The sequence below is a fragment of the Chryseobacterium daecheongense genome, assembly GCA_027920525.1.
In the GTDB taxonomy this organism is placed as follows: domain Bacteria; phylum Bacteroidota; class Bacteroidia; order Flavobacteriales; family Weeksellaceae; genus Chryseobacterium; species Chryseobacterium proteolyticum.
Map to the genome: position 1 here is coordinate 1,318,118 of CP115858.1, position 19,970 is coordinate 1,338,087.

Consider the following 19,970-nt stretch of genomic DNA (forward strand, 5'->3'; position numbering starts at 1 on the left):
GGTTTTTTTATTTTGGACTGACCTACTGGCTAGAATATGTAATCTGTGCTTAAGAAATTAGAGTCATGTTCCCGGACAATTGTATTCAGGAGCTCTTTATTGGATTCTGTAAGTTTTGCAGCTACCAAAGATCTTATAGAGAAAGACCGTAGCGCATCAAATACAGAAAGCGTTCCCTCTGCACTATCTTTTCTTCCCGTAAACGGAAAAACATCCGGGCCTCTTTGTGCCTGGCAATTAATATTAACCCGGCTAACCAGATTAACGAATGAATCAATAAGTTTTGAAACTTCATGTGGATCTTCACTGAAAATACTTACCTGCATTCCATGGGAAGCATTCACCTGGTATTCAATAGGCTCCTCAATATCATCAAAAGGGACAACAGGTATCACGGGACCAAACTGCTCCTCATGGTATAACTTCATCTCACTTGTTACCGGATATACCACCGCAGGAAATACAAAAGAAGCTTCAGTATAGCCACCGTTTTCATTCAATACTTTAGCACCATGAGCAATGGCGTCATCAATACATTCTTTCAAATAAGGCGGTTTATTAACTTCAGGAAGCGGTGTTACTTTCACATCTTTTTCCCAAGGCAATCCGGGCTTCAAAGCAGAGACAGCCTTATTCAGCTTTTCTGTGAATTCGGCAGCAACCTCTTTCTGTACAAAAAGAAGCTTTAACGCTGTGCATCGCTGACCATTAAAGGACAGCGCTCCCAAAATACACTCGTTTACCGCTACATCCAGATTGGCATTTTTAGTAATAATCGCTGCATTTTTTGCATCAAGGCTTAAAATAGCACGTAAACGATTTACTTTCGGATGCAGCTTTTTCAACCCATTAGCCACTTTACTGGATCCTATAAACGCCAGAACATTCACTTTTCCACTTTCCATAATAGGAGTGATGATTTCAGATCCTTTCCCATAAAGTGTGTTCACAGTTCCTTTTGGAAACGCCTCTTTAAAGGCATTCAATAAAGGATAGTGGGCTAAAACACCATGTTTGGGAAGTTTAAACAGAATGGTATTCCCCATGATAAGAGCCGGAATAAGGGTTGTGAATATTTCATTTAAAGGATAATTAAAAGGTCCCATACTCAGAACAACACCAAGAGGAGCTCTGCGAATCTGTGCAATCGTTCCTTCTGCCTGCTGAAAACGGGAAGATTCCCGGTCCAGATCTTTTAATGCGTCTATGGTTTGGTTGATATAATCTACTGTACGATCAAATTCTTTTGTAGAATCGGCCAGGGTTTTCCCGATCTCCCACATCAAAAGCTTAATCACAAGATCACGTTGCTGAATCATGAGATACACAAATTTTTCCATACATTTGATGCGTCCTTCTACAGACATGGTCGGCCATTCCCCAAGACCATTATCATATGCTTTTACACAAGCCTCAAGAACCTCCATAGCATCTGCAGGACTGATATTAGGGATACTTCCCAGTAACTTTCTCTCAAGCCCATTTTCTGTAGGAATACAAACTGGGGAATAAATCTCCGTGACATCACCTTTCCACTCTATAAGTTCACCATTAAGCAAATAGGTTCTCTGATGAATTTCCGGAACTTTGAATTCTTCCGGTATTTCATTTTCGCTTTTAAAAATCTCATGGAATGATGTGTTCTGTGCTGAATTCATATTTTTTATCTTTTTAATAATTAAGTGTCCACTTTGTTAGAATAAAGGTAGACCTTACAAATGATTATAAAAATAGTCAGCTAATAGATTCGGTCTATTTAAAGACTGTTTGAATTAAAATTAATATTCAATCCAAAAAAAGAATAATTTTGTCTTAAAATAAAATCCAATGTTTTCAAAATTAATTTTCACCGCGCTATTATCTGTTTCCGTATTCCTTTTTGCTCAAAACTCTCACAATGCCAATACCATTATGATGGGAGGGAAACCGGTACAAACGTATTCCAAACTACCGGCCGTAAACAAAGCAGCGCCAAAGTTCACCCTTACCGATGTTTCAATGAAAGATCAGACCCTGGATTCCTACAAAGGAAAATTTCTTATTCTTAACATCTTTCCGAGTGTAGATACCGGTGTTTGCTCAGCTTCAGTCCGACATTTCAATGAGGATGCAGCTAATCTTCCCAATACAGTAGTTCTTTGTATTTCTAAAGATCTGCCGTTTGCACAAAAAAGATTTTGCGGAGCCGAAGGAATAAAAAATGTGGTTATGCTTTCTGATTTCCGCTCTGATTTCGGAAAAACTTACGGTGTAGAGATCACTGATTCTATGATGAAAGGTCTCTTAAGCCGGGCCGTCGTAGTAATTGATCCTTCAGGAAAAATTGTATATGAAGAGCAGGTAGCAGACATTTCAAAAGAACCTGATTACGAAGCAGCTATTAAAGCTGTGAAACATTAAGTTTTCATCGTATAGGATAAAAACCTCCGTCAATTAGAATTGGTGGAGGTTTTTTATTTAAAATAATGAATCTAATTCATTAAGCTCGCTGAAGAATAATACAAAAATAATAAGGCCAATGCATCATCAACTGAATCATCTACCTCAATGCTGAAAACAGGATTTCCAAACCATTTCCTGTGGGTTTGAATATCAATGATTAATTTCTTTTGTTCGTACAACTGCATTCCTTTATCTGATGTGAAACGACAAATCTTTATATCCGATTCATCTGCTTTTATAATCAGATCTTTTCCAAAATCTGTGTAATAAATCACTTTCCTGCCATCCGAAAGTTCAATATCATTCCATAAAAATCCTACATTTTTAATATGATATCGTTTAGAATCACATACAATGTATCTTTTCCATGAGATCAATTTGTTTGCTTCTACAATTTTTCCGATCTCTGAATTATTTTCTGAAAACAAGACCAACTGCCTCTTTTCAAATTTTGCGGTATATCTTTTCAAAGGCTTACTTTAAATTTAAACGGATTATACTTAATAAATAATTATCTACACCTATTCTTATTTTATTTTGTTTGCTAAAAAAAATCTCTCCATGTGCTGCGGCAATCCCAAAGCTATTTTTTGTTAACCGATGAAAAATTTAAATTTCTGTTTAACTAATTTTCATTAAAATTTTCTACATGCATCTTTATCCTTATTCAAGTTCGTGATCAGATCTTCATTGGAAAAATTACTAAAGTCTTAAATCTCTTTACTGTGAACCCTTTAAAACAGGCTGTTTTGATTGGGTTCCATTTCATTCCAAACCTCATCACAAATATTAGCAGTTGAAATTTTCATTTCATCATGGTTTTATATAAAAATAAAAAAACTTTGCAATAAGCAAAGTTTTTTATTGAATATTTTTTCAAAAATTATAATAAATTATCATCGACTATATTAGGAAGGGTAACTTTTAAATTCGGCTCCACTTCCATTGCCCTTTTGATAGCAAAAACAGCCCCTTCATTTCTCGCCCAGCTTCTTCTTGAAATTCCGTTATTTACGTCCCAAAAAAGCATAGACTTTAACCTTCTGTCAGCATCATCACTCCCATCCAGCAACATTCCGAAACCTCCGTTGATTACTTCTCCCCAACCGACACCACCGCCGTTATGAATAGAAACCCAGGTCGCCCCCCGGAAACTATCACCAATCACGTTGTGGATAGCCATATCCGCTGTAAATCTTGAACCGTCATAAATATTGGAAGTTTCTCTGTACGGAGAATCTGTACCCGATACGTCATGATGATCTCTTCCTAATACAACCGGACCTATTTCTCCGTTTTTTATGGCTTTATTGAATGCTTCAGCAATCTTCATTCTTCCTTCTGCATCGGCATATAGTATCCTTGCCTGTGAACCCACAACCAATTTGTTTTCCTGTGCACCTTTGATCCATTGGATATTATCTTTCATCTGCTGTTGGATCTCCTCCGGAGAATTTTGCTGAATTTCTTCCAATATCCTGCAGGCGATATCATCTGTTTTTTGAAGATCTTCCGGCTTTCCACTCGTACAAACCCAACGGAATGGCCCAAAACCGTAATCAAAGCACATTGGTCCCATAATATCCTGAACATAACTTGGAAACTTGAATTCCCTTCCTAATGTCGGATTCTCGGCCATTACATCTGCGCCGGCTCTTGAAGCTTCTAATAAAAAGGCGTTACCATAATCAAAGAAGTAAGTTCCTTTTTCTGTATGTTTATTAATGGCAGCTGCATGTCTCCTTAAAGTTTCCTGAACTTTTTCTTTAAATAATTCAGGATTTTCTGCCATCATCGTATTTGATTCTTCAAAACTTTGTCCCACAGGATAATATCCTCCCGCCCATGGATTATGCAGCGATGTCTGATCCGAACCGATATCAATCTTAAGACCTTCTTCATCAAACTTTTCCCAAACCTCAACTACATTTCCTAGATAAGCCAAAGAAACAGTCTCTTTATTTTCCTGAGCTTTTCTCACTCTTGCTACCAGCTCATCTACATTTTCATGGATTTCGTTCACCCATTTCTGTTCATGACGAATCTTTGTAATTTTAGGATTTACTTCAGCACACACGGTAATACATCCTGCAATATTTCCAGCTTTTGGTTGTGCTCCGCTCATTCCCCCCAATCCTGAAGTTACAAATAAGCCACCTTTTGTTTCTTTATTTATTTTTCTGAAAGCATTCAGTACTGTTATTGTTGTTCCATGAACAATTCCCTGCGGACCGATGTACATATAACTTCCTGCAGTCATTTGCCCATATTGGGAAACCCCTAACGCATTGAACTTCTCCCAATCATCGGGCTTAGAATAGTTTGGAATAACCATTCCGTTCGTTACCACAACCCGTGGCGCATCTTTGTGCGAAGGAAATAATCCCATCGGATGTCCGGAATAAATGACAAGGGTTTGCTCATCATTCATTTCAGACAAATACTTCATCGTTAAAAGATACTGTGCCCAATTTTGAAAAACAGCTCCGTTTCCACCATATGTTATCAGCTCATGGGGATGTTGTGCTACCGCATAATCCAGATTATTCTGAATCATTAGCATAATAGATTTTGCCTGTTCCGATTTCCCCGGATATTCAGTGATAGGTCTTGCTTTCATTTCATAATCCGGACGGAATCGATACATATAAATTCTGCCATACTGCTCAAGCTCTTCTCTGAATTCAGGTAATAATTCTGCATGGAATTTAGGCTCAAAATAACGTAAAGCATTCTTTAATGCTAACTTTTTCTCCTCTTCACCCAAAATTTCTTTACGTTTGGGAGCGTGATTTATATTGGTTTCATATGGTTTGAATGGTGGCAATACGCTAGGTATACCTTGTTGTATAAGTTCCTGGAATGTCATAGCAATGAGTAAATTCTTCGTTTAAAATTCAAAGTTTTAAAGATATTCAAAATAGAAAATATAATGCAATGAAAACATAAAAAATTCCCTTTCTCCGGAAAGCTATTACCATAACCTACATCAATTTTAAGATCAACCAAAAAAAATAAAGCCATAAACCTGTTTTATAATGTATCAGTGTTTTGAAGTATAACAACCAATCTAAAGGCAATAAAAAAACCTTACCCGGTTGAGTAAGGTGTATTTTACCATCTTAAATATATGAATGTAAATCTTTATCTTATTATGTAAGGACATCATCATTTTCCTCTTCATGATCATCATCGTTATCACTGGTACTCCAATAATTATTTTCTTCATCTTCGGATCCAATCTCTTCCATATCGTCATCTTCTTCAGATCCCGGAACGTCCAGATCCATTTCCATATCATAACTGTCTTCATTTTCATCGAGAATAGGATTTCCGTCCCCGTCTAAAGGAACATGCTTTTCCTTATTGAAGAAATCTTCATTAGGATTGTAATCCATCTCTCTCAGTTTTCTGTTTTGTTCGTTGATGTTATCTTCTGGTATCATAGTATTTGTATTTAGTGTTACTGATAGAGAACAAAAATAATTCCAAGTTCTGTTTATTGCTCAGAATAAACATCAGGGTTAGCACAATATGGCATTTTTTCTCCTTTTGAAAAAGCAATAATATTTTCCGCTGCTAATTTTGCCATTCCATTCCTTGCTTCAACTGTTGCGGATCCTATATGTGGCAATACACATACACTGGAAAGTTCGAGGATCGGATCGTCTTTTACAATAGGTTCAGGATTAGTAACATCCAGTCCTGCTCCCCATATTTCCCTTGAAACCAAAGCTTCATAGAGATCACCCTGATGATGAAAACCTCCTCTTGCCGTATTGATAAAGATAGCATCGGGTTTCATCTTCTCAAAGACCGATCGGTTAAAAAGTTCTTTATGTTCAGGAATAAAACTGGCATGAATACTCAGAACATCAGACTGCCTGATCAATTCATCAAAAGAAACATATTGTGCGTTCAACTCCTTTTCAGCTACTTCGTTATGGTGCCTGTTGTGATAAATGATATTCATATCAAAAGCTTTCAGGGATTTCTTTGCCATTTCAAAACCAATCCTTCCCAAACCGAAAATCCCCAGGGTTTTGCCGTATAGCTCTTGTCCTAATGCATGAAGGGGATCAAAATCTCCCCAATTCCCCTCCTTTACCTTCCCATAATTATAACTTGCTCTTCTTGCCACCGATTGCATTAACAAAAACGCAACATCAGAGGTAGCTTTACTTAGGACGTCCGGTGTATTTCCAACCGGTATATTTCTACGGGTCGCTTCCTGAATATCCACATGATCGAAACCAACAGAATATAAAGCAATTGCTTGCACATTAGGGCATTCGTTAAAAAAATCCTTGTCAAATGAATGGGTTCCTACATTGAGAATGGTATCGGTATCCTTGCAATAGTTTATCCACTCTTCATGTGAAAGTTGATCATTTTCAGGGATAATAACATCCATTCCAGCCTCTTTCAGCATTTTTATTCCTGCTTCAGGAATTCTTTTATTGATGAATACTTTCATTATCTTAACTTTTTTTCAATAAAAAACCCCACCCATTGTCTAAGTGAGGCTTTAACTTTAATATAAAAATTACTTCTTCTCTTCTGATTCTCTTCTATTTTTATCGCCGACCCCGGAAGCCATTTTCTGAATTTCATCCCGGACCTCTTTCGCCGATTTCTGTGCTTGACTTATAAAACCCTGTTTTGTTGCTTCCTGATTTCGGCTCTTCATTTCATTGAAATAATCCTTTGCTTTTTGAGAATGACTTTCTACATTATATCCCGGATTATTGTAAATGTTTTTCTGAATATTACTAAAGTCGTGTGACGATTTAAATCTGTTTGTGTCCATAATCATAAGATTTAAGTGATTTCGTCATAAAAAAGCTTCAATTTCTGTTCCGAAAATCAGTGCCGATTTGTCATTTTTCTTTCAATCCTCCGTCACGAAAAGCCTAGAAACGATTATAGAAATTTTGAATCATAATTACGAATTTATTTTAATCTTATCAATTCCCCTTTCCTTTTAACAATATTTTTATAATCCCACTGAATTTGCTGAGATTTCATAAGCCATCTTTTCAGATCAGCTGTATTGATTTGTTCACGAGACGTATATCTTTTTTCTGCTGCCTTGAATGAACCTTCGGTCTTTAAATCGTCTTCATCAAATGATTGCCCGCTCCAGAACATCAGCCGTACAGAATCTTTAAGCTTACTGTAACCTACAATCGGATTCCCTTCCAGAAACCACACAGGATGCCTGTGCCATATCTTATTTTCAGCATGTTCCAGCTCCTGATCAATAACAAGTGAAAGCATTGTGCAGATCTCCTGATCTGATGGGGACTGTGCGTTATTATAATCTGATATGTCAGGATTTATCATTAATTAAGAATTGGTATTATTGAGCATAGGTACAAATTTATAGGCTCCGAATTCCTCTTTCTCAATTTCCGTAGGCGAAACTTTTGTAAACCTGTACAGTACCTGTTCATCTGTCGGTCCAAGTGGAATCACCATTTTCCCTCCTACTTTCAATTGTTTTAGTAATTCCACGGGCAGCACGGAAGCTCCACATGTAACGATGATCTTGTCAAATGGAGCGAAAGTTGGCAATCCTGCAAAACCGTCACCAAAACTCTGAAATTTTGGAAAAAGATTAAGCTCCCTTAATTTTTTCTTAGAAAAATCGAACAGGTCTTTTTGTCTTTCTACAGTATACACCAGGGCTTTCATTGCCAATAACACAGCAGTCTGATACCCACATCCGGTTCCAATTTCCAGAACTTTCTCTCCCGGGATTACCTGTAAAAGCTCTGATTGCTCTGCAACCGTTGAAGGATGCGAAATGGTTTGATGGGCCAGAATGGGAAAAGCACGGTCTTCGTAAGCGAAGTCTTCAAAAATACTTTCAATAAAAAGATGTCTCGGAACTTCATTCATTGCCGAAAGTACATTTTGATCCGTAATCCCAATTCTCTGTTGAAGATATTCAACTAAAATCTTTCTTTTTCCTTTATGTACAAACGAGTCTTGCGTCATTTAGATAGTAGTTATTAGGTTGCTGGTGCTAGTTTCACACAAAAGTAAGAATTAGATTTCAGATTTCAGGAGGCTACCTTAATTTTTGATGATTAAAGTCAAAAGTCTTTATATCTGAAATATCATACCTAATTTATATCTTTACACAAATTAAAAAAGCTATGTTGAAAGCAGGTTTGGTAGGTGCCGGACATTTGGGAAAAATACACTTAAAGCTTCTCAATCAATCAGATAAGTATGATTTTGTAGGTTTTCATGATAAAGATGTAGAAAACGGAAAAAAATTGGAAGCCGAGTTTGGCTATACCTATTTTGAAAATTTTGATGATCTGTTGAATCAGATTGATATGCTGGATATTGTAACGCCTACAGTTTATCACTATGATTATGCATTAAAGGCCATTGAAAAAAAATTGCATTTCTTCATTGAAAAACCGGTAACACAAACGCTTGAACAAGCCGAAGAAATCCTTTATAAGTGCCGTGAAAATGGAATAAAAGCACAGGTCGGACACGTGGAAAGGTACAATCCTGCTTTTATGGCAACCAAGGATTATATTAAAAATCCCATGTTCATTGAAATCCACAGATTGGCTGAATTCAATCCAAGAGGAACCGATGTTTCTGTGGTCCTGGACCTGATGATCCACGATCTGGACATTTTATTGAGTATCGTTAAATCTAAGGTAAAAAGCATCCATGCAAGCGGTGTATGTGTCGTAAGTAAAACTCCAGATATTGCGAATGCCAGAATAGAATTTGAAAACGGATGTGTCGCCAACCTTACCACTTCAAGAATCTCTATGAAAGCCATGAGAAAAAGTCGCTTCTTTCAAAAGGACGCCTACATTTCTGTTGACTTCCTTGAGAAAAAAGCAGAAGTAATCCGTATGAAAGATGCTCCGGAAACACCTACTCCATTCGACATGATCATCGAAAATGCCGAAGGAGAAAAGAATCAGATTTTATTCGAGTATCCCAACATCCAGCCTAACAATGCCATATTAGATGAGCTCAACTCATTTGCCGATTCCATTACTGAAGATAAAAATGTAGAAGTATCACTGGAAGACGGAACTGAAGCGCTAAAAGTAGCATTGGAAATTATGAAATTAATCACAAGCAAATAACTACTCTTTTCACTTTGGACTTTCACATTTAATCACTGATATTATTTTAAAACCTGTTTAATAAGGTTAAATCCCAGAAAGCCTTTCAGTTTAAATGGCTGTGGTAAAAATACAATCATACTTCCTCTTTAAATTGTTTATATATTTAAAGAGGAATTTTAATTTTAATTCAATAATTTTTAAATATATTTGTGATTAGTAAACTTATAATTCTAAAATCAATCCCATAATCTTATAAAATCCAACTATGAAACGAACCATCCTAATATCCGCACTTTTATTGTCTCAATTTGGGACATCACAATTATTGAAAACAAACGGTCAAAAAATAGTTAATGACAAAGGTGAGAATATCCAGCTAAAAGGCTTAGGCTTGGGAGGATGGATGCTGCAGGAAGGATACATGCTGAAAACAGCAGATTTCGCTGGTCCCCAGTATAAAATCAAGCAAAAGATTTCTGAATTGATCGGTGAAGATGGGATGAAAGAATTTTATAAAGCATACTGGAAAAACGGAATAACCAAACAGGATATTGATCTGCTTGCAAAAGCAGGCTTTAATTCTATAAGGCTTCCGATGCATTATAACCTGTACACATTGCCAATTGAACAAGAGCCCGTAAAAGGACAAAATACATGGCTTGAAGAGGGCTTTAAAATGACGGATGATCTTCTGAAATGGTGCGCTGACAACAAAATGTATCTGATTCTTGACCTTCACGCTCTTCCCGGAGGCCAGGGAAATGATGTAAACATATCAGACAACGATAAATCTAAACCGTCACTTTGGGAAAGTGAAGAAAATCAGAAAAAAACCATTGCATTCTGGAAAAAGCTGGCAGAACGTTATAAAGATGAACCATGGATAGGTGGTTATGACCTCATCAATGAGCCTAACATTAATTTCACAGGAAAAAATCCCAACGGAACAGATGAAATGTCAAATGCACCATTATGGAAATTCCAGAAAGAAATTACAGAAGCCATCCGTGAAGTGGACAAAAAACACATCATTATTCTGGAAGGAAACGGATGGGGAAACAACTATAACGGCCTGACTCCTCTTTGGGATAATAACCTGGTCTTCAGCTTCCATAAATATTGGAACAACAATGACGACGCAACCATAAAAGGAATTCTGGATTTAAGAGAAAAGCATAATATTCCGATATGGTTGGGAGAAACAGGTGAAAATTCTAATGTATGGTTTACAGAACTGATCCAGCTGATGAATAAACACAATATTGGCTATGCTTTCTGGCCAATGAAAAAGATCGATAATACGGCAGGAATTGCCAATGTAAAAATTACACCCGAGTATCAGAAACTGTTGGACTATTGGAAAAACGGAGGTGAAAAACCTTCAAAAGAATTTGCAACAAAAGCTTTAATGAAAATAGCAGATAATTATAAATTCAGTAATGTTGAAATAAAAAGAGACGTTATCGATGCTATGTTCAGACAGGTAACCGATGACTCTACAAAACCATTTAAAAATCATCAGGCACCGGGAAGAATCTTTGCTACCGAATATGATTTGGGCAGAATGGGTTCAGCATATCTGGATAAAGACTTCATCAATCTGTGGGTTAGTGATCCTGCCAAAAGATCTGAATGGAATGCAGGTCACCAGATGAGAAATGACGGAGTGGATATTTATTTGTGTAATGACAAAGTAACTAATGCGTATTATGTAGGAAAAACCGAAAAAGGAGAATGGTTGCAATACACAATTAACAGTAAAGCAGACAAAGCATATACCTTTGATATAAGATATGCCGCTGGTAATGATTCGAAATTGAGAATTGAAGACGCCGCAGGAAAACAGCTTGCAGTTGTTTCACTGACATCAACAGGAGGAAAAAATCAATGGAAAACTAGTTCAGTGAAGAACGTTAATCTTAAAAAAGGGGAAAACAAGATCAGAATCATTTTTGAAAATGACGGCGTTGATGTTAATTATTTTGAAGTAAAATAACCACAACAAAATAAAATAGTAAGTATACCAAAACACCCTAAATAAATTTATTCATAATAGCGTGATTTAAAATAAATAAAATAAAATTAACAAATTTTTTGATTTTATTTCTCAAATAATTTATTTCAATTTTATTTATTAAATTTTTAATTGAATCATGGATTATGTTAAAAATTTACATAAAAAAACAGATATAAATACCTCAAAAACACAACACTGATTTTCATGTAAAATGCAGTGTATCAATCATTGGCATCATTTTAGATATGCGATATAATTGTAAATTTATAAATGATGAAAAAAAAAAATTTTCTGTATTCTTTAATCGGAATACTGATAGGATCTTTTGGTGCTCATGCGCAGGCACCAGGAGGAGTATCAGGAGATTTGAGAATCTGGCTTAAGGCAGATAACGGGTTTACTTCTTCCCAATGGACTGACCAGTCCCCTGCCGGTAACAACTACACGCAAACCAACGCTTCACGACAACCTTTTTTGCAACCTGCCAATGCCAGGTATAATTTTAATCCGGTTGTTAGCTTTGGAACGACAGGTGCAGATGCACGATTTATGGTAGTACCATCGGGTAAGCCATTTACCGCCAACAGGCTCAATGGTAATATTTTTATTATTGTCAATAGAAACTCAGACACTACTTACCGGGACTATCTGGGATTCGGGAATACAGGAACCGGAGCAGGCCTTATGCAAGCCAATTCTCCTGTATTGACAGCAAGTTTTAACGGAAATAAAGCCATGCAGCTTTATCCGTACAATCCACCTAACAGTCCTAATCAGAAACTGGATATCGGAAAAACTTATTTATCTGATGTTTCCTGGGAAATCGGAGTTGCCGGTGGAATGAAACACGGACTCAATTCTTTTGTTACTTCTGCACCAGGGACTTTTGCGGCAGGATATGCATTAACAGCTAACGGTTCCATATTAGGTTCACAACCTGAAGTTACGGATGGGAATATGTCTGAGGTAATTGCATACGAACGGGTACTGACTGATGCTGAACTTCAAAGAGTACGGTCTTATCTTGCTATTAAATATGCTACTTCCCTGGATCAGACCACACCATACAGCTATGTGAATTCGCAAGGTACGACCATATGGGATGCGGCATCCAATTCCGGTTATTCTAACAATATTGCAGGAATTGGTCGTGATGATGCAAGTGCCCTGAAACAAGTTCAATCTAAAAGCATCAACAGTACCAACGAAATACTGATCAGTTTAGGTAATTCTGCTTCCCAAGACAATGCAACACATGCTGCGGCTAACTCATTTGATAACGATAGGGAATTTCTCACCTGGGGAACCAATGGTACAGTTGGATTTACCCCTTATACCAACTCTGGATTCCCATCGGTTACGCATCGGTTTTCCAAAGTGTGGAAAGCCCAAACCAGCAATTACAATATAAATGGAAATGATGATGTATATTTCAATGTTCTTAGAGGTTTGATCAACAGTTTTACATTGAGTGAAAAACCACTGTACCTGATCATGAGTACAACGAGTGATTTTTCAAGTAACACTCACTTTATACCTATCGGAACCAATACCCATACTGTGGACGGAGAGGAGTATGTGAGCGAACCCTATAGAGTAGCTTCTAAAGCTTTCAACGGATTTACTTCCAATGGCACTTTTTACTTTACCATTGCAGGAACTCCGATAGGTCCCGGAGGAGTATTGGGGAATTTCTGGAACAGAGCAGATAAAGATGTAACTGCTGCCTCCGGAACAGTAAACCAATGGGTGGACCAGATGTTCGGGATTAAAACCTCACAAGTTGCGGATGTAACTACAAAACCCAATTATGTTCAGGTAAATGATGCTGCTACTGCTGCTACTTTTAACTTTAACCCCTATATTGATTTTACCAATACTAATCAGGCGATAGGAAATGAAGGCGTAGCACCTTTTGAGGGTTCTAATTCCGAATTAGAAATGTTTTACGTAATAAAAGATAATGTATGGACTGCCAATAACCGTTTTTTTGGAGTTAATTTTGACTTAAAAAACTCAGCGGCCGGGGCTGCAATCTATGATTGGAATACTCTTACACAGGCTAATTATCTATCGAGAGGAAATACCCCAACCAGTAATAATGCGACCAACACAGTACTTAATCCGGCTTTGAGTACAACGCTTTCCAATATTTCCAATGTAAGTCTTAGTGCGACCAATAGTACCGTACAACATAGATTAAACGGTAGTGGTATTGGAACCAATCTTACAGGGCAGACTGTATACATAGGACAAGGAGGGTTTGTATATGGCGCCAATAACCAGTCGAGTATGCCAGGTAACGAGGTAGGGATTACTGCACAGATTGCAGAACATCTTGCGTTCGGATTTGCTTTAACCGAAACAGAGCGCCGCCAGGTAGAAAGTTATCTTGCCATAAAATACGGAACAACATTGGCGGATCTTACCACGGATACCAACTATCGCAACAGTACCGGAAATCCTGTTTTCACTGCTGACGGAACATACCAATATGACATTTTTGGGGTAGCAAAAGATTTACGTGGTGGATTAGACCAACGGATCTCAAAATCCATCAACAATGATGGCGGACAAGCTACCAACATTATTACTGCATCTACAGATAATAATTTCATCAATCAAAATGATACCCATGCTAATCAGCTGACTGATGGTCAATACCTTATTTTTGCATCTAATAATGGAGCACAGACTTTTACCGGGAAAACCATTACTGCGGCTGACGGTACTCAGTTCAACAATTCGCTTGCTCTTCAATGGAAAGCAACCGATACGAATAAAGTAGGATGTATCAATCTCCGTTTCGATGCAACCAACATTCCTGCACTTGCATCAGGAGAAAACTATTATATGCTTATTTCTCAGGATCCGTCATTTACCAACTCTATTTATCAGAAAGTTGTAAGAACAAATAATACCATTGATGTTATCCCCAATTTTGCAGACAACAGTAATTCATATTTTACCCTTGCAAAAGCTAATCTTAATATAACAGGAAGTACTGTAAAAGGAGGTCAGGTAGGTATATCATCAATTCCGGGGTTATTACCATCTGCTTCTGACACTTGGCTGGAACTTAATGCCAAATCTAAAGGAATGGTAATTACAAGAGTTTCGGATGCTAATAACATTCCCGCAGGAAACAGACTTAAGGGTATGATCGTATATGATACCACGAAAAAAGAATTTAAAGTATATAACGGAACAGAATGGAGAACTTTAGGAACCTCTACTTCCACTTCTATTTTCTGTAATTAAAAAAAACATACAAGATGAAAAATATATTCTTAATCTCAGTATTGCTAATAAGCTCAGGCATTAATGCCCAGGTTGCAATCGGTAAGAAAAGCATCACAAATAATAATACCATATTAGAATTCGGTAATTCCTCTAACAGGGGAATCGTACTTCCTAAAGTAGAAAATGCCACCACAATGAATGCAAGCGAGGGTACTATGGTTTGGGATACCGCTACAGGAAGCTTCAGATATTATGGAGGTACCACTCCGGCCTGGAATCCACCTGCTGCAGGAGGTACTACGGGAGGTGCGCCTTCGGGTTCGGACGCTAATGATAAAAAGATGATTATCGGGTCAGATACTTCTGATGCAGATGGAATACTTATTCTAGAAGCAAAACAGGGAGATAAAGCCCTTGTATTGCCATCGATAAGCCAGCCGTCGGAAAGATTCTCTTCTCCGCCAACTGGACTTATGGTCTATGATACGGCAACTAATCAGGTTGCCGTGTTCAATGGCACCAAGTGGACATACTTTTAATGTATTGCGCCTTATAAAAGATTAGCAATTAATCGATATTATTTAATCCGGAAGAGTACCTTTTCCGGATTATTCATTTCTATTGTCAAGACCTGAGTATATCCTAATAAATTAAGCTATGGTTATACATGTAAAGAGATTTATTTTTTAAATTTACGGCGATATAAATTGACCATTATGAAAAAAGCAGGATTTCTCTTTCTCTTGATTTCTACATTTACTTTTGCCCAGCATACAGCCCTGGAACAAAAAATAAATTCTATCATCAATGACAAAAAAGCCACTGTAGGAGTTTCTGTACTGGAAATGGAAAATCAATCACTTTACAGCAAAAGCGGAGATAAAAAGCTTCCCATGCAAAGTGTCTTCAAATTTCATATTGCTGCCACTGTTCTCAATTTTGTAGATAAAGGAAAACTGTCGTTACATCAGAAGATTTTAGTTAAAAAATCAGATCTTCTTGAGGATACATGGTCGCCACTTAGAGAAAAATATCCCAATGGTAATATTGAAATTCCTTTAAGTGAAATTATAGACTTCACCGTTGCGCAGAGTGATAATAATGGGTGCGATATTCTTTTAAGGTTAATTGGCGGAACGGATACAGTTCAAAAATTTATGGATACCAAAGGAATAAAAAATTTTCAGATCCGCTTTAACGAAGATGAAATGCATAAAGACTGGGATGCACAATATCAAAATTACAGTTCAACAAACTCCATCGTACAGGTTTTGAAAAAGTTTTATAAGGGACAGTTACTTTCCAGAAAATCCACAGATTACCTGATGAAGGTAATGCTAGGCACCAAAACAGGAACAAACAAACTGATTGAGCAGCTTCCTAAAAACACACCTGTGGCTCATAAAACAGGCTCTTCAGGTAAAAATAAAGATGGGCTTACCGGTGCTGAAAACGACATGGGAATTGTAACCCTTCCGAATGGAAAACATTATGCCATAGCTGTATTTGTAAGCAATTCTATGGAAACAGAAGCTGTAAACTGTAAAATCATTTCAGATATTTCAAAAGCAGTTTGGGATGATTTTAGTAAGTAAATATTAAAGCTTAATTTTAAGCGAAATAAAAAGCGCTCAATTAGGGCGTGATTAAACCTAATTTTATTTATTACAATGAAAAAAATAGCAATACTTTTCAGCATTTTTTGTTTCAGCTTCTTTTTTTCTCAAAAGAACCAGAACTATTTAGAGGTAGGCTACGCAAGCATTTGTTGCGGAACACCTTCCGAAGATCCTGTAATTAATTACATATCAAAGTTTCAAAAAAAGAATAAAACAAAACCTTTTGAAATTTACAAACAAAGCGGACTGGGCCGGGAGGGGGAATTTAATCTTTATATCGGGATCGATTCCTTAGCAAAAACTAAAAAAAAGAAGTTCATATCCGGACTTAAGGCTGCTATATCTTCTCAAAATGCAGTAAGAAAAAGCAACAGCGGAAATGTGAACTTTGATGAAACGCAAATCGTCACAAAAGCAGATTTAGCCAATTCAAGAAATTTAACTATCTATAAAAAATAATTTAATTAAAGGAAAAATGATCAAAAACGTTGTAGTTATCGGAGCTGGAACCATGGGAAATGGTATTGCACATACTTTTGCGCAAAGCGGATTTAAAGTAAATCTTGTAGATGTTTCTCAGGATGCTTTAGACAGAGGAGTAAAAACCATTACCACCAACCTCGACAGAATAATTGCAAAGGGCAACCTTACAGAGGAGCAAAAAGCAGAAACTTTAGGAAATATCACCACTTTTACAGAGTTAAAAGAAGCTGTGGGAACCGCTGATTTAATCGTAGAAGCAGCTACTGAAAATCAGGATCTGAAACTGAAAATCTTCGGACAGATGGATGAGTTTGCTCCGGAAAACTGTATTCTTGCAACCAACACTTCTTCTATCTCCATTACAAAGATAGCCGCTGCAACTAAGAGAGCTGATAAGGTGATCGGTATGCACTTTATGAATCCTGTTCCAATTATGAAACTGGTTGAAATCATTAAAGGATACTCTACTTCCAAAGAGACTTTTGATATCATCTATGATATGAGTAAAACGTTAGGAAAAGTGCCTGTGGAAGTAAATGATTACCCTGGTTTCGTTGCTAACAGAATTTTAATGCCTATGATCAATGAGTCTATTGAAACATTATATAACGGTGTTGCAGGTGTTGAAGAAATTGATACGGTAATGAAACTTGGAATGGCTCATCCAATGGGACCTCTTCAGCTGGCTGATTTCATTGGTCTTGATGTTTGTCTTGCTATTCTTAATGTGATGTATGACGGATTTAAAAATCCAAAATATGCCCCGAATCCTCTATTGGTAAATATGGTAATGGCAGGAAAACTGGGAGTAAAATCAGGAGAAGGTTTTTATGACTACTCCGAAAGTAAAAAAGCTGAAAAAGTTTCAAAAATGTTCTCGAAATAATTCTCAGGATTATCAGTTGTGAGTTATAAGTTATACATTTGAACAACGGTCTGTTCTGGCTGTTATCATTGATCACAACCCTAATGAAAATTAAAGAAAAAAATATTCAGATATCATTGGTCATCATTATTGTAATGATGACCATTTTACGTTTTTTACTCAATGAGAAAGGCAGGGTAAGCCCGGATTCAATCCGGTATATGAGATTTGCTCATGTATTCCCGACTATTGATAATACGACAACACCTGTAGGATATCCGTTAAGTATTAAGCTTTTTACATATCTGGGGATGGACGAATTCTGGAGCAGTAAAGTAATCGGGATTCTGGCTTTTCTTTTTATTGCGGCCTTTGCCTGGAAAAAAAACTTTTTCTTTAAAGAATCTGTTATCGTCAGTGCTTTATTTAGTTTCGTGTCAATTTACTCTTTTACGATGAGTGAAGCGCTCATCCTTCCATTTGTATTTTTATTCCTGTATACGGCACATTTAATTATTACTGGAAAACTGGAAAAAGGAAAAGCTGTATTTTATCTTTCGTTATCATTAATTGCCTTATATAATATCCGCTATAGTTCATTGTTTATTATGGGGGGAACAGGGCTTTTCGGATTATTGGTATGGAAAAAAAAGTATGCCCGTACTTTCATTATTTCAGGTTTCATTAGTTGTGGTTTTGTAGCTTTATACAAGTTTACCTTTTTGGATTATTTTAATGAAAACTACATTAAGCAATCCTTAGAAATGGGTCTCCACCCTACTTCACAGCTGTTGGTTGAATTGTTTCAGGGCCTGGCTACTACTTTTAATCCTTTTATTCATATTGCAGATCCAGGAGGTGGTTTGATCAATAATGCGATTTATGGTATCGGATTTCTGAATATCTGTCTGATGGTATTTCTTTTTATTAAGATCCGGTTATCTGACAGTGATCTGTTCTTTCTTGTTATTGGAATTTCAGGAATCATATGTTCTTTTTTTGTTCAGTATTTTTATCCTGTCAATCCTATAGATTATCGGTTATTAGCTCCATTCAGCTTACCTCTGTGGCTAATGTACTTCAAAAGACTCTTTGATATCTTCAATATAAAAGTGTATGCAATCGGAGCATTAAGTTTGCTGTCAGGAATACTCTTTACCTGGCTTTCAAAAGGCAATTATCTGGAAAACAGAAAAAATATCAGTCAATTTTTAGAGACTGAAAATCTTAAGGATAAACCTATCACATTTTATCTGGAAACGACCGAGGACCTGGAAAAAATACAGGTAGCAGAATTAATAAGCACAGTCAATTCCAATATAAGCCTGACATTCAAGCCTCAAGATACCCTACAGAAAACTACACTTACCCAGTACAAAGTTTTACAAAAAATTAGGATCGACAAGAACAAATATCAATAATTTTATTATCTTTGAGAAAGTTAAAATATTAAAAAAATGAAATTACCAAAGTTTTTATTAGCAGACAATTCGGAATTTCCTGAGGATTTATTCGTGGTTCATACAGAATACCCAAGATTTATCTTGAACGTTGAGGAAGAAGAAGTTGAGTGGCTGGATGATTTGGAAGGAGACGATGAAGAGACCATGGCAGACGAAGCTACTAAAGTGGTAGAAGCAGCGTTCAAATGGTGTGACGAAGAATTAGCTAAATACGACGAAGAAGAGGAAGAATAAGAAAACCCTAAAACATAAAAAAGGAACTCAATTGAGTTCCTTTTCTTTTTTATTCTGATTTATTAAATTTCAATAATAAAAGATTGTCCTTATACAATTCCAAAGTTGTTCCTGAAATTACGTACTTGTTTGCTTTTCCCATCATATCCATGAAGTTCTGCTCCACATTCATATTATCACAGGCCATTTTTGTAGAACCCATTTGCCCTGCTGAAAAATTACCTGTAGAAGCATCAAGCTTTACCGTACCAAAATAGTTATTACATCCGGCATTTCCATTGATCTTTTCTCCCTCGATATTCAATGTAGGAACTTTCCCTTTTACATTATCCGCTAAAGTCCATTTTGTATTGACCAATGAAGGCTGAGATTTTCCTACTTTTGAAGCAGATGCGCTTGACATAGTTCCGCACGACGCCAAAATCACGGCTGCACTTATACTTAAAAAAAGATTTTTCATTTTTTTCTTTTTTGATTTAACCAAATTTA

The 19,970-nt window shown here is 36.7% G+C and carries 19 protein-coding genes; 10 read left to right on the plus strand and 9 right to left on the minus strand.

The window, feature by feature from the left end:
- Window positions 1–29: 29 nt before the first annotated feature.
- The gene (locus PFY10_05780; protein ID WBV57950.1) at window positions 30–1,658 is read right to left on the minus strand and encodes an NADP-dependent glyceraldehyde-3-phosphate dehydrogenase; all 1,629 of its coding nucleotides are present in this window, start codon (window positions 1,656–1,658) and stop codon (window positions 30–32) included.
- Between the two features lie 169 nt (window positions 1,659–1,827).
- On the opposite strand from PFY10_05780, the gene tpx reads away from it, so the two are divergent.
- Window positions 1,828–2,400: a thiol peroxidase gene (tpx, locus tag PFY10_05785; protein ID WBV57951.1), complete on the plus strand. Its 573-nt coding sequence runs from the start codon at window positions 1,828–1,830 to the stop codon at window positions 2,398–2,400.
- 71 nt (window positions 2,401–2,471) lie between these two features.
- Here tpx and PFY10_05790 read toward each other — a convergent pair whose 3' ends face one another.
- From PFY10_05790 to PFY10_05820, 7 genes are all read right to left on the minus strand, one after another.
- The gene (locus tag PFY10_05790; protein ID WBV57952.1) at window positions 2,472–2,912 is read right to left on the minus strand and encodes a hypothetical protein; all 441 of its coding nucleotides are present in this window, start codon (window positions 2,910–2,912) and stop codon (window positions 2,472–2,474) included.
- 413 nt (window positions 2,913–3,325) lie between these two features.
- Window positions 3,326–5,311 (minus strand): urocanate hydratase, encoded by a 1,986-nt coding sequence (locus PFY10_05795; protein WBV57953.1) that lies wholly within the window; start codon window positions 5,309–5,311, stop codon window positions 3,326–3,328.
- 283 nt (window positions 5,312–5,594) lie between these two features.
- Window positions 5,595–5,888 carry a hypothetical protein gene (locus PFY10_05800; GenBank protein ID WBV57954.1) on the minus strand — a complete coding sequence of 98 codons (294 nt, stop codon included), beginning with the start codon at window positions 5,886–5,888 and terminating at the stop codon, window positions 5,595–5,597.
- A 53-nt stretch (window positions 5,889–5,941) separates the two neighbouring features.
- Window positions 5,942–6,919, minus strand: coding sequence for a D-glycerate dehydrogenase (locus PFY10_05805; protein ID WBV57955.1), 978 nt, complete (start codon window positions 6,917–6,919; stop codon window positions 5,942–5,944).
- Between the two features lie 69 nt (window positions 6,920–6,988).
- Window positions 6,989–7,252, minus strand: coding sequence for a prevent-host-death protein (locus PFY10_05810; protein ID WBV57956.1), 264 nt, complete (start codon window positions 7,250–7,252; stop codon window positions 6,989–6,991).
- A gap of 143 nt (window positions 7,253–7,395) precedes the next feature.
- Entirely contained in the window at window positions 7,396–7,788 is a 393-nt protein-coding gene (locus PFY10_05815) for a DUF1801 domain-containing protein (protein ID WBV57957.1), read from the minus strand.
- Window positions 7,789–7,791: 3 nt separating this feature from the next.
- Window positions 7,792–8,445: a protein-L-isoaspartate(D-aspartate) O-methyltransferase gene (locus PFY10_05820; GenBank protein WBV57958.1), complete on the minus strand. Its 654-nt coding sequence runs from the start codon at window positions 8,443–8,445 to the stop codon at window positions 7,792–7,794.
- A gap of 161 nt (window positions 8,446–8,606) precedes the next feature.
- On the opposite strand from PFY10_05820, the gene PFY10_05825 reads away from it, so the two are divergent.
- The 9 genes from PFY10_05825 (at window position 8,607) to PFY10_05865 (ending at window position 19,481) form a co-directional block, all read left to right on the plus strand.
- The gene (locus PFY10_05825; GenBank protein WBV57959.1) at window positions 8,607–9,575 is read left to right on the plus strand and encodes a Gfo/Idh/MocA family oxidoreductase; all 969 of its coding nucleotides are present in this window, start codon (window positions 8,607–8,609) and stop codon (window positions 9,573–9,575) included.
- A gap of 247 nt (window positions 9,576–9,822) precedes the next feature.
- A complete protein-coding gene (locus PFY10_05830) occupies window positions 9,823–11,553 on the plus strand; it encodes a cellulase family glycosylhydrolase (GenBank protein ID WBV57960.1) in 1,731 nt (576 codons plus the stop codon).
- Between the two features lie 294 nt (window positions 11,554–11,847).
- Entirely contained in the window at window positions 11,848–14,835 is a 2,988-nt protein-coding gene (locus PFY10_05835) for a hypothetical protein (GenBank protein WBV57961.1), read from the plus strand.
- Between the two features lie 14 nt (window positions 14,836–14,849).
- Window positions 14,850–15,356 carry a hypothetical protein gene (locus PFY10_05840; protein WBV57962.1) on the plus strand — a complete coding sequence of 169 codons (507 nt, stop codon included), beginning with the start codon at window positions 14,850–14,852 and terminating at the stop codon, window positions 15,354–15,356.
- 177 nt (window positions 15,357–15,533) lie between these two features.
- Window positions 15,534–16,412 (plus strand): CGA/CIA family class A beta-lactamase, encoded by an 879-nt coding sequence (bla-A, locus tag PFY10_05845; protein ID WBV57963.1) that lies wholly within the window; start codon window positions 15,534–15,536, stop codon window positions 16,410–16,412.
- Between the two features lie 75 nt (window positions 16,413–16,487).
- A complete protein-coding gene (locus tag PFY10_05850; protein ID WBV57964.1) occupies window positions 16,488–16,895 on the plus strand; it encodes a hypothetical protein in 408 nt (135 codons plus the stop codon).
- A gap of 19 nt (window positions 16,896–16,914) precedes the next feature.
- Window positions 16,915–17,805 carry a 3-hydroxybutyryl-CoA dehydrogenase gene (locus PFY10_05855; protein ID WBV58924.1) on the plus strand — a complete coding sequence of 297 codons (891 nt, stop codon included), beginning with the start codon at window positions 16,915–16,917 and terminating at the stop codon, window positions 17,803–17,805.
- A gap of 83 nt (window positions 17,806–17,888) precedes the next feature.
- Window positions 17,889–19,205, plus strand: a complete 1,317-nt coding sequence (locus PFY10_05860) for a hypothetical protein (protein ID WBV57965.1) — start codon at window positions 17,889–17,891, stop codon at window positions 19,203–19,205.
- Between the two features lie 36 nt (window positions 19,206–19,241).
- Window positions 19,242–19,481, plus strand: coding sequence for a hypothetical protein (locus tag PFY10_05865; protein ID WBV57966.1), 240 nt, complete (start codon window positions 19,242–19,244; stop codon window positions 19,479–19,481).
- A gap of 49 nt (window positions 19,482–19,530) precedes the next feature.
- Here the strand turns inward: PFY10_05865 and PFY10_05870 are convergent, their stop codons facing one another.
- Complete coding sequence (locus PFY10_05870) at window positions 19,531–19,941, minus strand: META domain-containing protein (protein ID WBV57967.1); 411 nt, start codon at window positions 19,939–19,941, stop codon at window positions 19,531–19,533.
- Window positions 19,942–19,970 lie beyond the last annotated feature (29 nt).

Coding starts and splice junctions, on each gene's coding strand:
- PFY10_05800 (WBV57954.1), bottom strand. CDS start 5,888: ATGATACCAGAAGATAACATCAACGAACAAAACAGAAAACTGAGAGAG.
- PFY10_05840 (WBV57962.1), top strand. CDS start 14,850: ATGAAAAATATATTCTTAATCTCAGTATTGCTAATAAGCTCAGGCATT.
- PFY10_05810 (WBV57956.1), bottom strand. CDS start 7,252: ATGGACACAAACAGATTTAAATCGTCACACGACTTTAGTAATATTCAG.
- PFY10_05860 (WBV57965.1), top strand. CDS start 17,889: ATGAAAATTAAAGAAAAAAATATTCAGATATCATTGGTCATCATTATT.
- PFY10_05850 (WBV57964.1), top strand. CDS start 16,488: ATGAAAAAAATAGCAATACTTTTCAGCATTTTTTGTTTCAGCTTCTTT.
- PFY10_05780 (WBV57950.1), bottom strand. CDS start 1,658: ATGAATTCAGCACAGAACACATCATTCCATGAGATTTTTAAAAGCGAA.
- PFY10_05835 (WBV57961.1), top strand. CDS start 11,848: ATGAAAAAAAAAAATTTTCTGTATTCTTTAATCGGAATACTGATAGGA.
- PFY10_05815 (WBV57957.1), bottom strand. CDS start 7,788: ATGATAAATCCTGACATATCAGATTATAATAACGCACAGTCCCCATCA.
- tpx (WBV57951.1), top strand. CDS start 1,828: ATGTTTTCAAAATTAATTTTCACCGCGCTATTATCTGTTTCCGTATTC.
- PFY10_05870 (WBV57967.1), bottom strand. CDS start 19,941: ATGAAAAATCTTTTTTTAAGTATAAGTGCAGCCGTGATTTTGGCGTCG.
- PFY10_05830 (WBV57960.1), top strand. CDS start 9,823: ATGAAACGAACCATCCTAATATCCGCACTTTTATTGTCTCAATTTGGG.
- bla-A (WBV57963.1), top strand. CDS start 15,534: ATGAAAAAAGCAGGATTTCTCTTTCTCTTGATTTCTACATTTACTTTT.
- PFY10_05820 (WBV57958.1), bottom strand. CDS start 8,445: ATGACGCAAGACTCGTTTGTACATAAAGGAAAAAGAAAGATTTTAGTT.
- PFY10_05865 (WBV57966.1), top strand. CDS start 19,242: ATGAAATTACCAAAGTTTTTATTAGCAGACAATTCGGAATTTCCTGAG.
- PFY10_05805 (WBV57955.1), bottom strand. CDS start 6,919: ATGAAAGTATTCATCAATAAAAGAATTCCTGAAGCAGGAATAAAAATG.
- PFY10_05795 (WBV57953.1), bottom strand. CDS start 5,311: ATGACATTCCAGGAACTTATACAACAAGGTATACCTAGCGTATTGCCA.
- PFY10_05825 (WBV57959.1), top strand. CDS start 8,607: ATGTTGAAAGCAGGTTTGGTAGGTGCCGGACATTTGGGAAAAATACAC.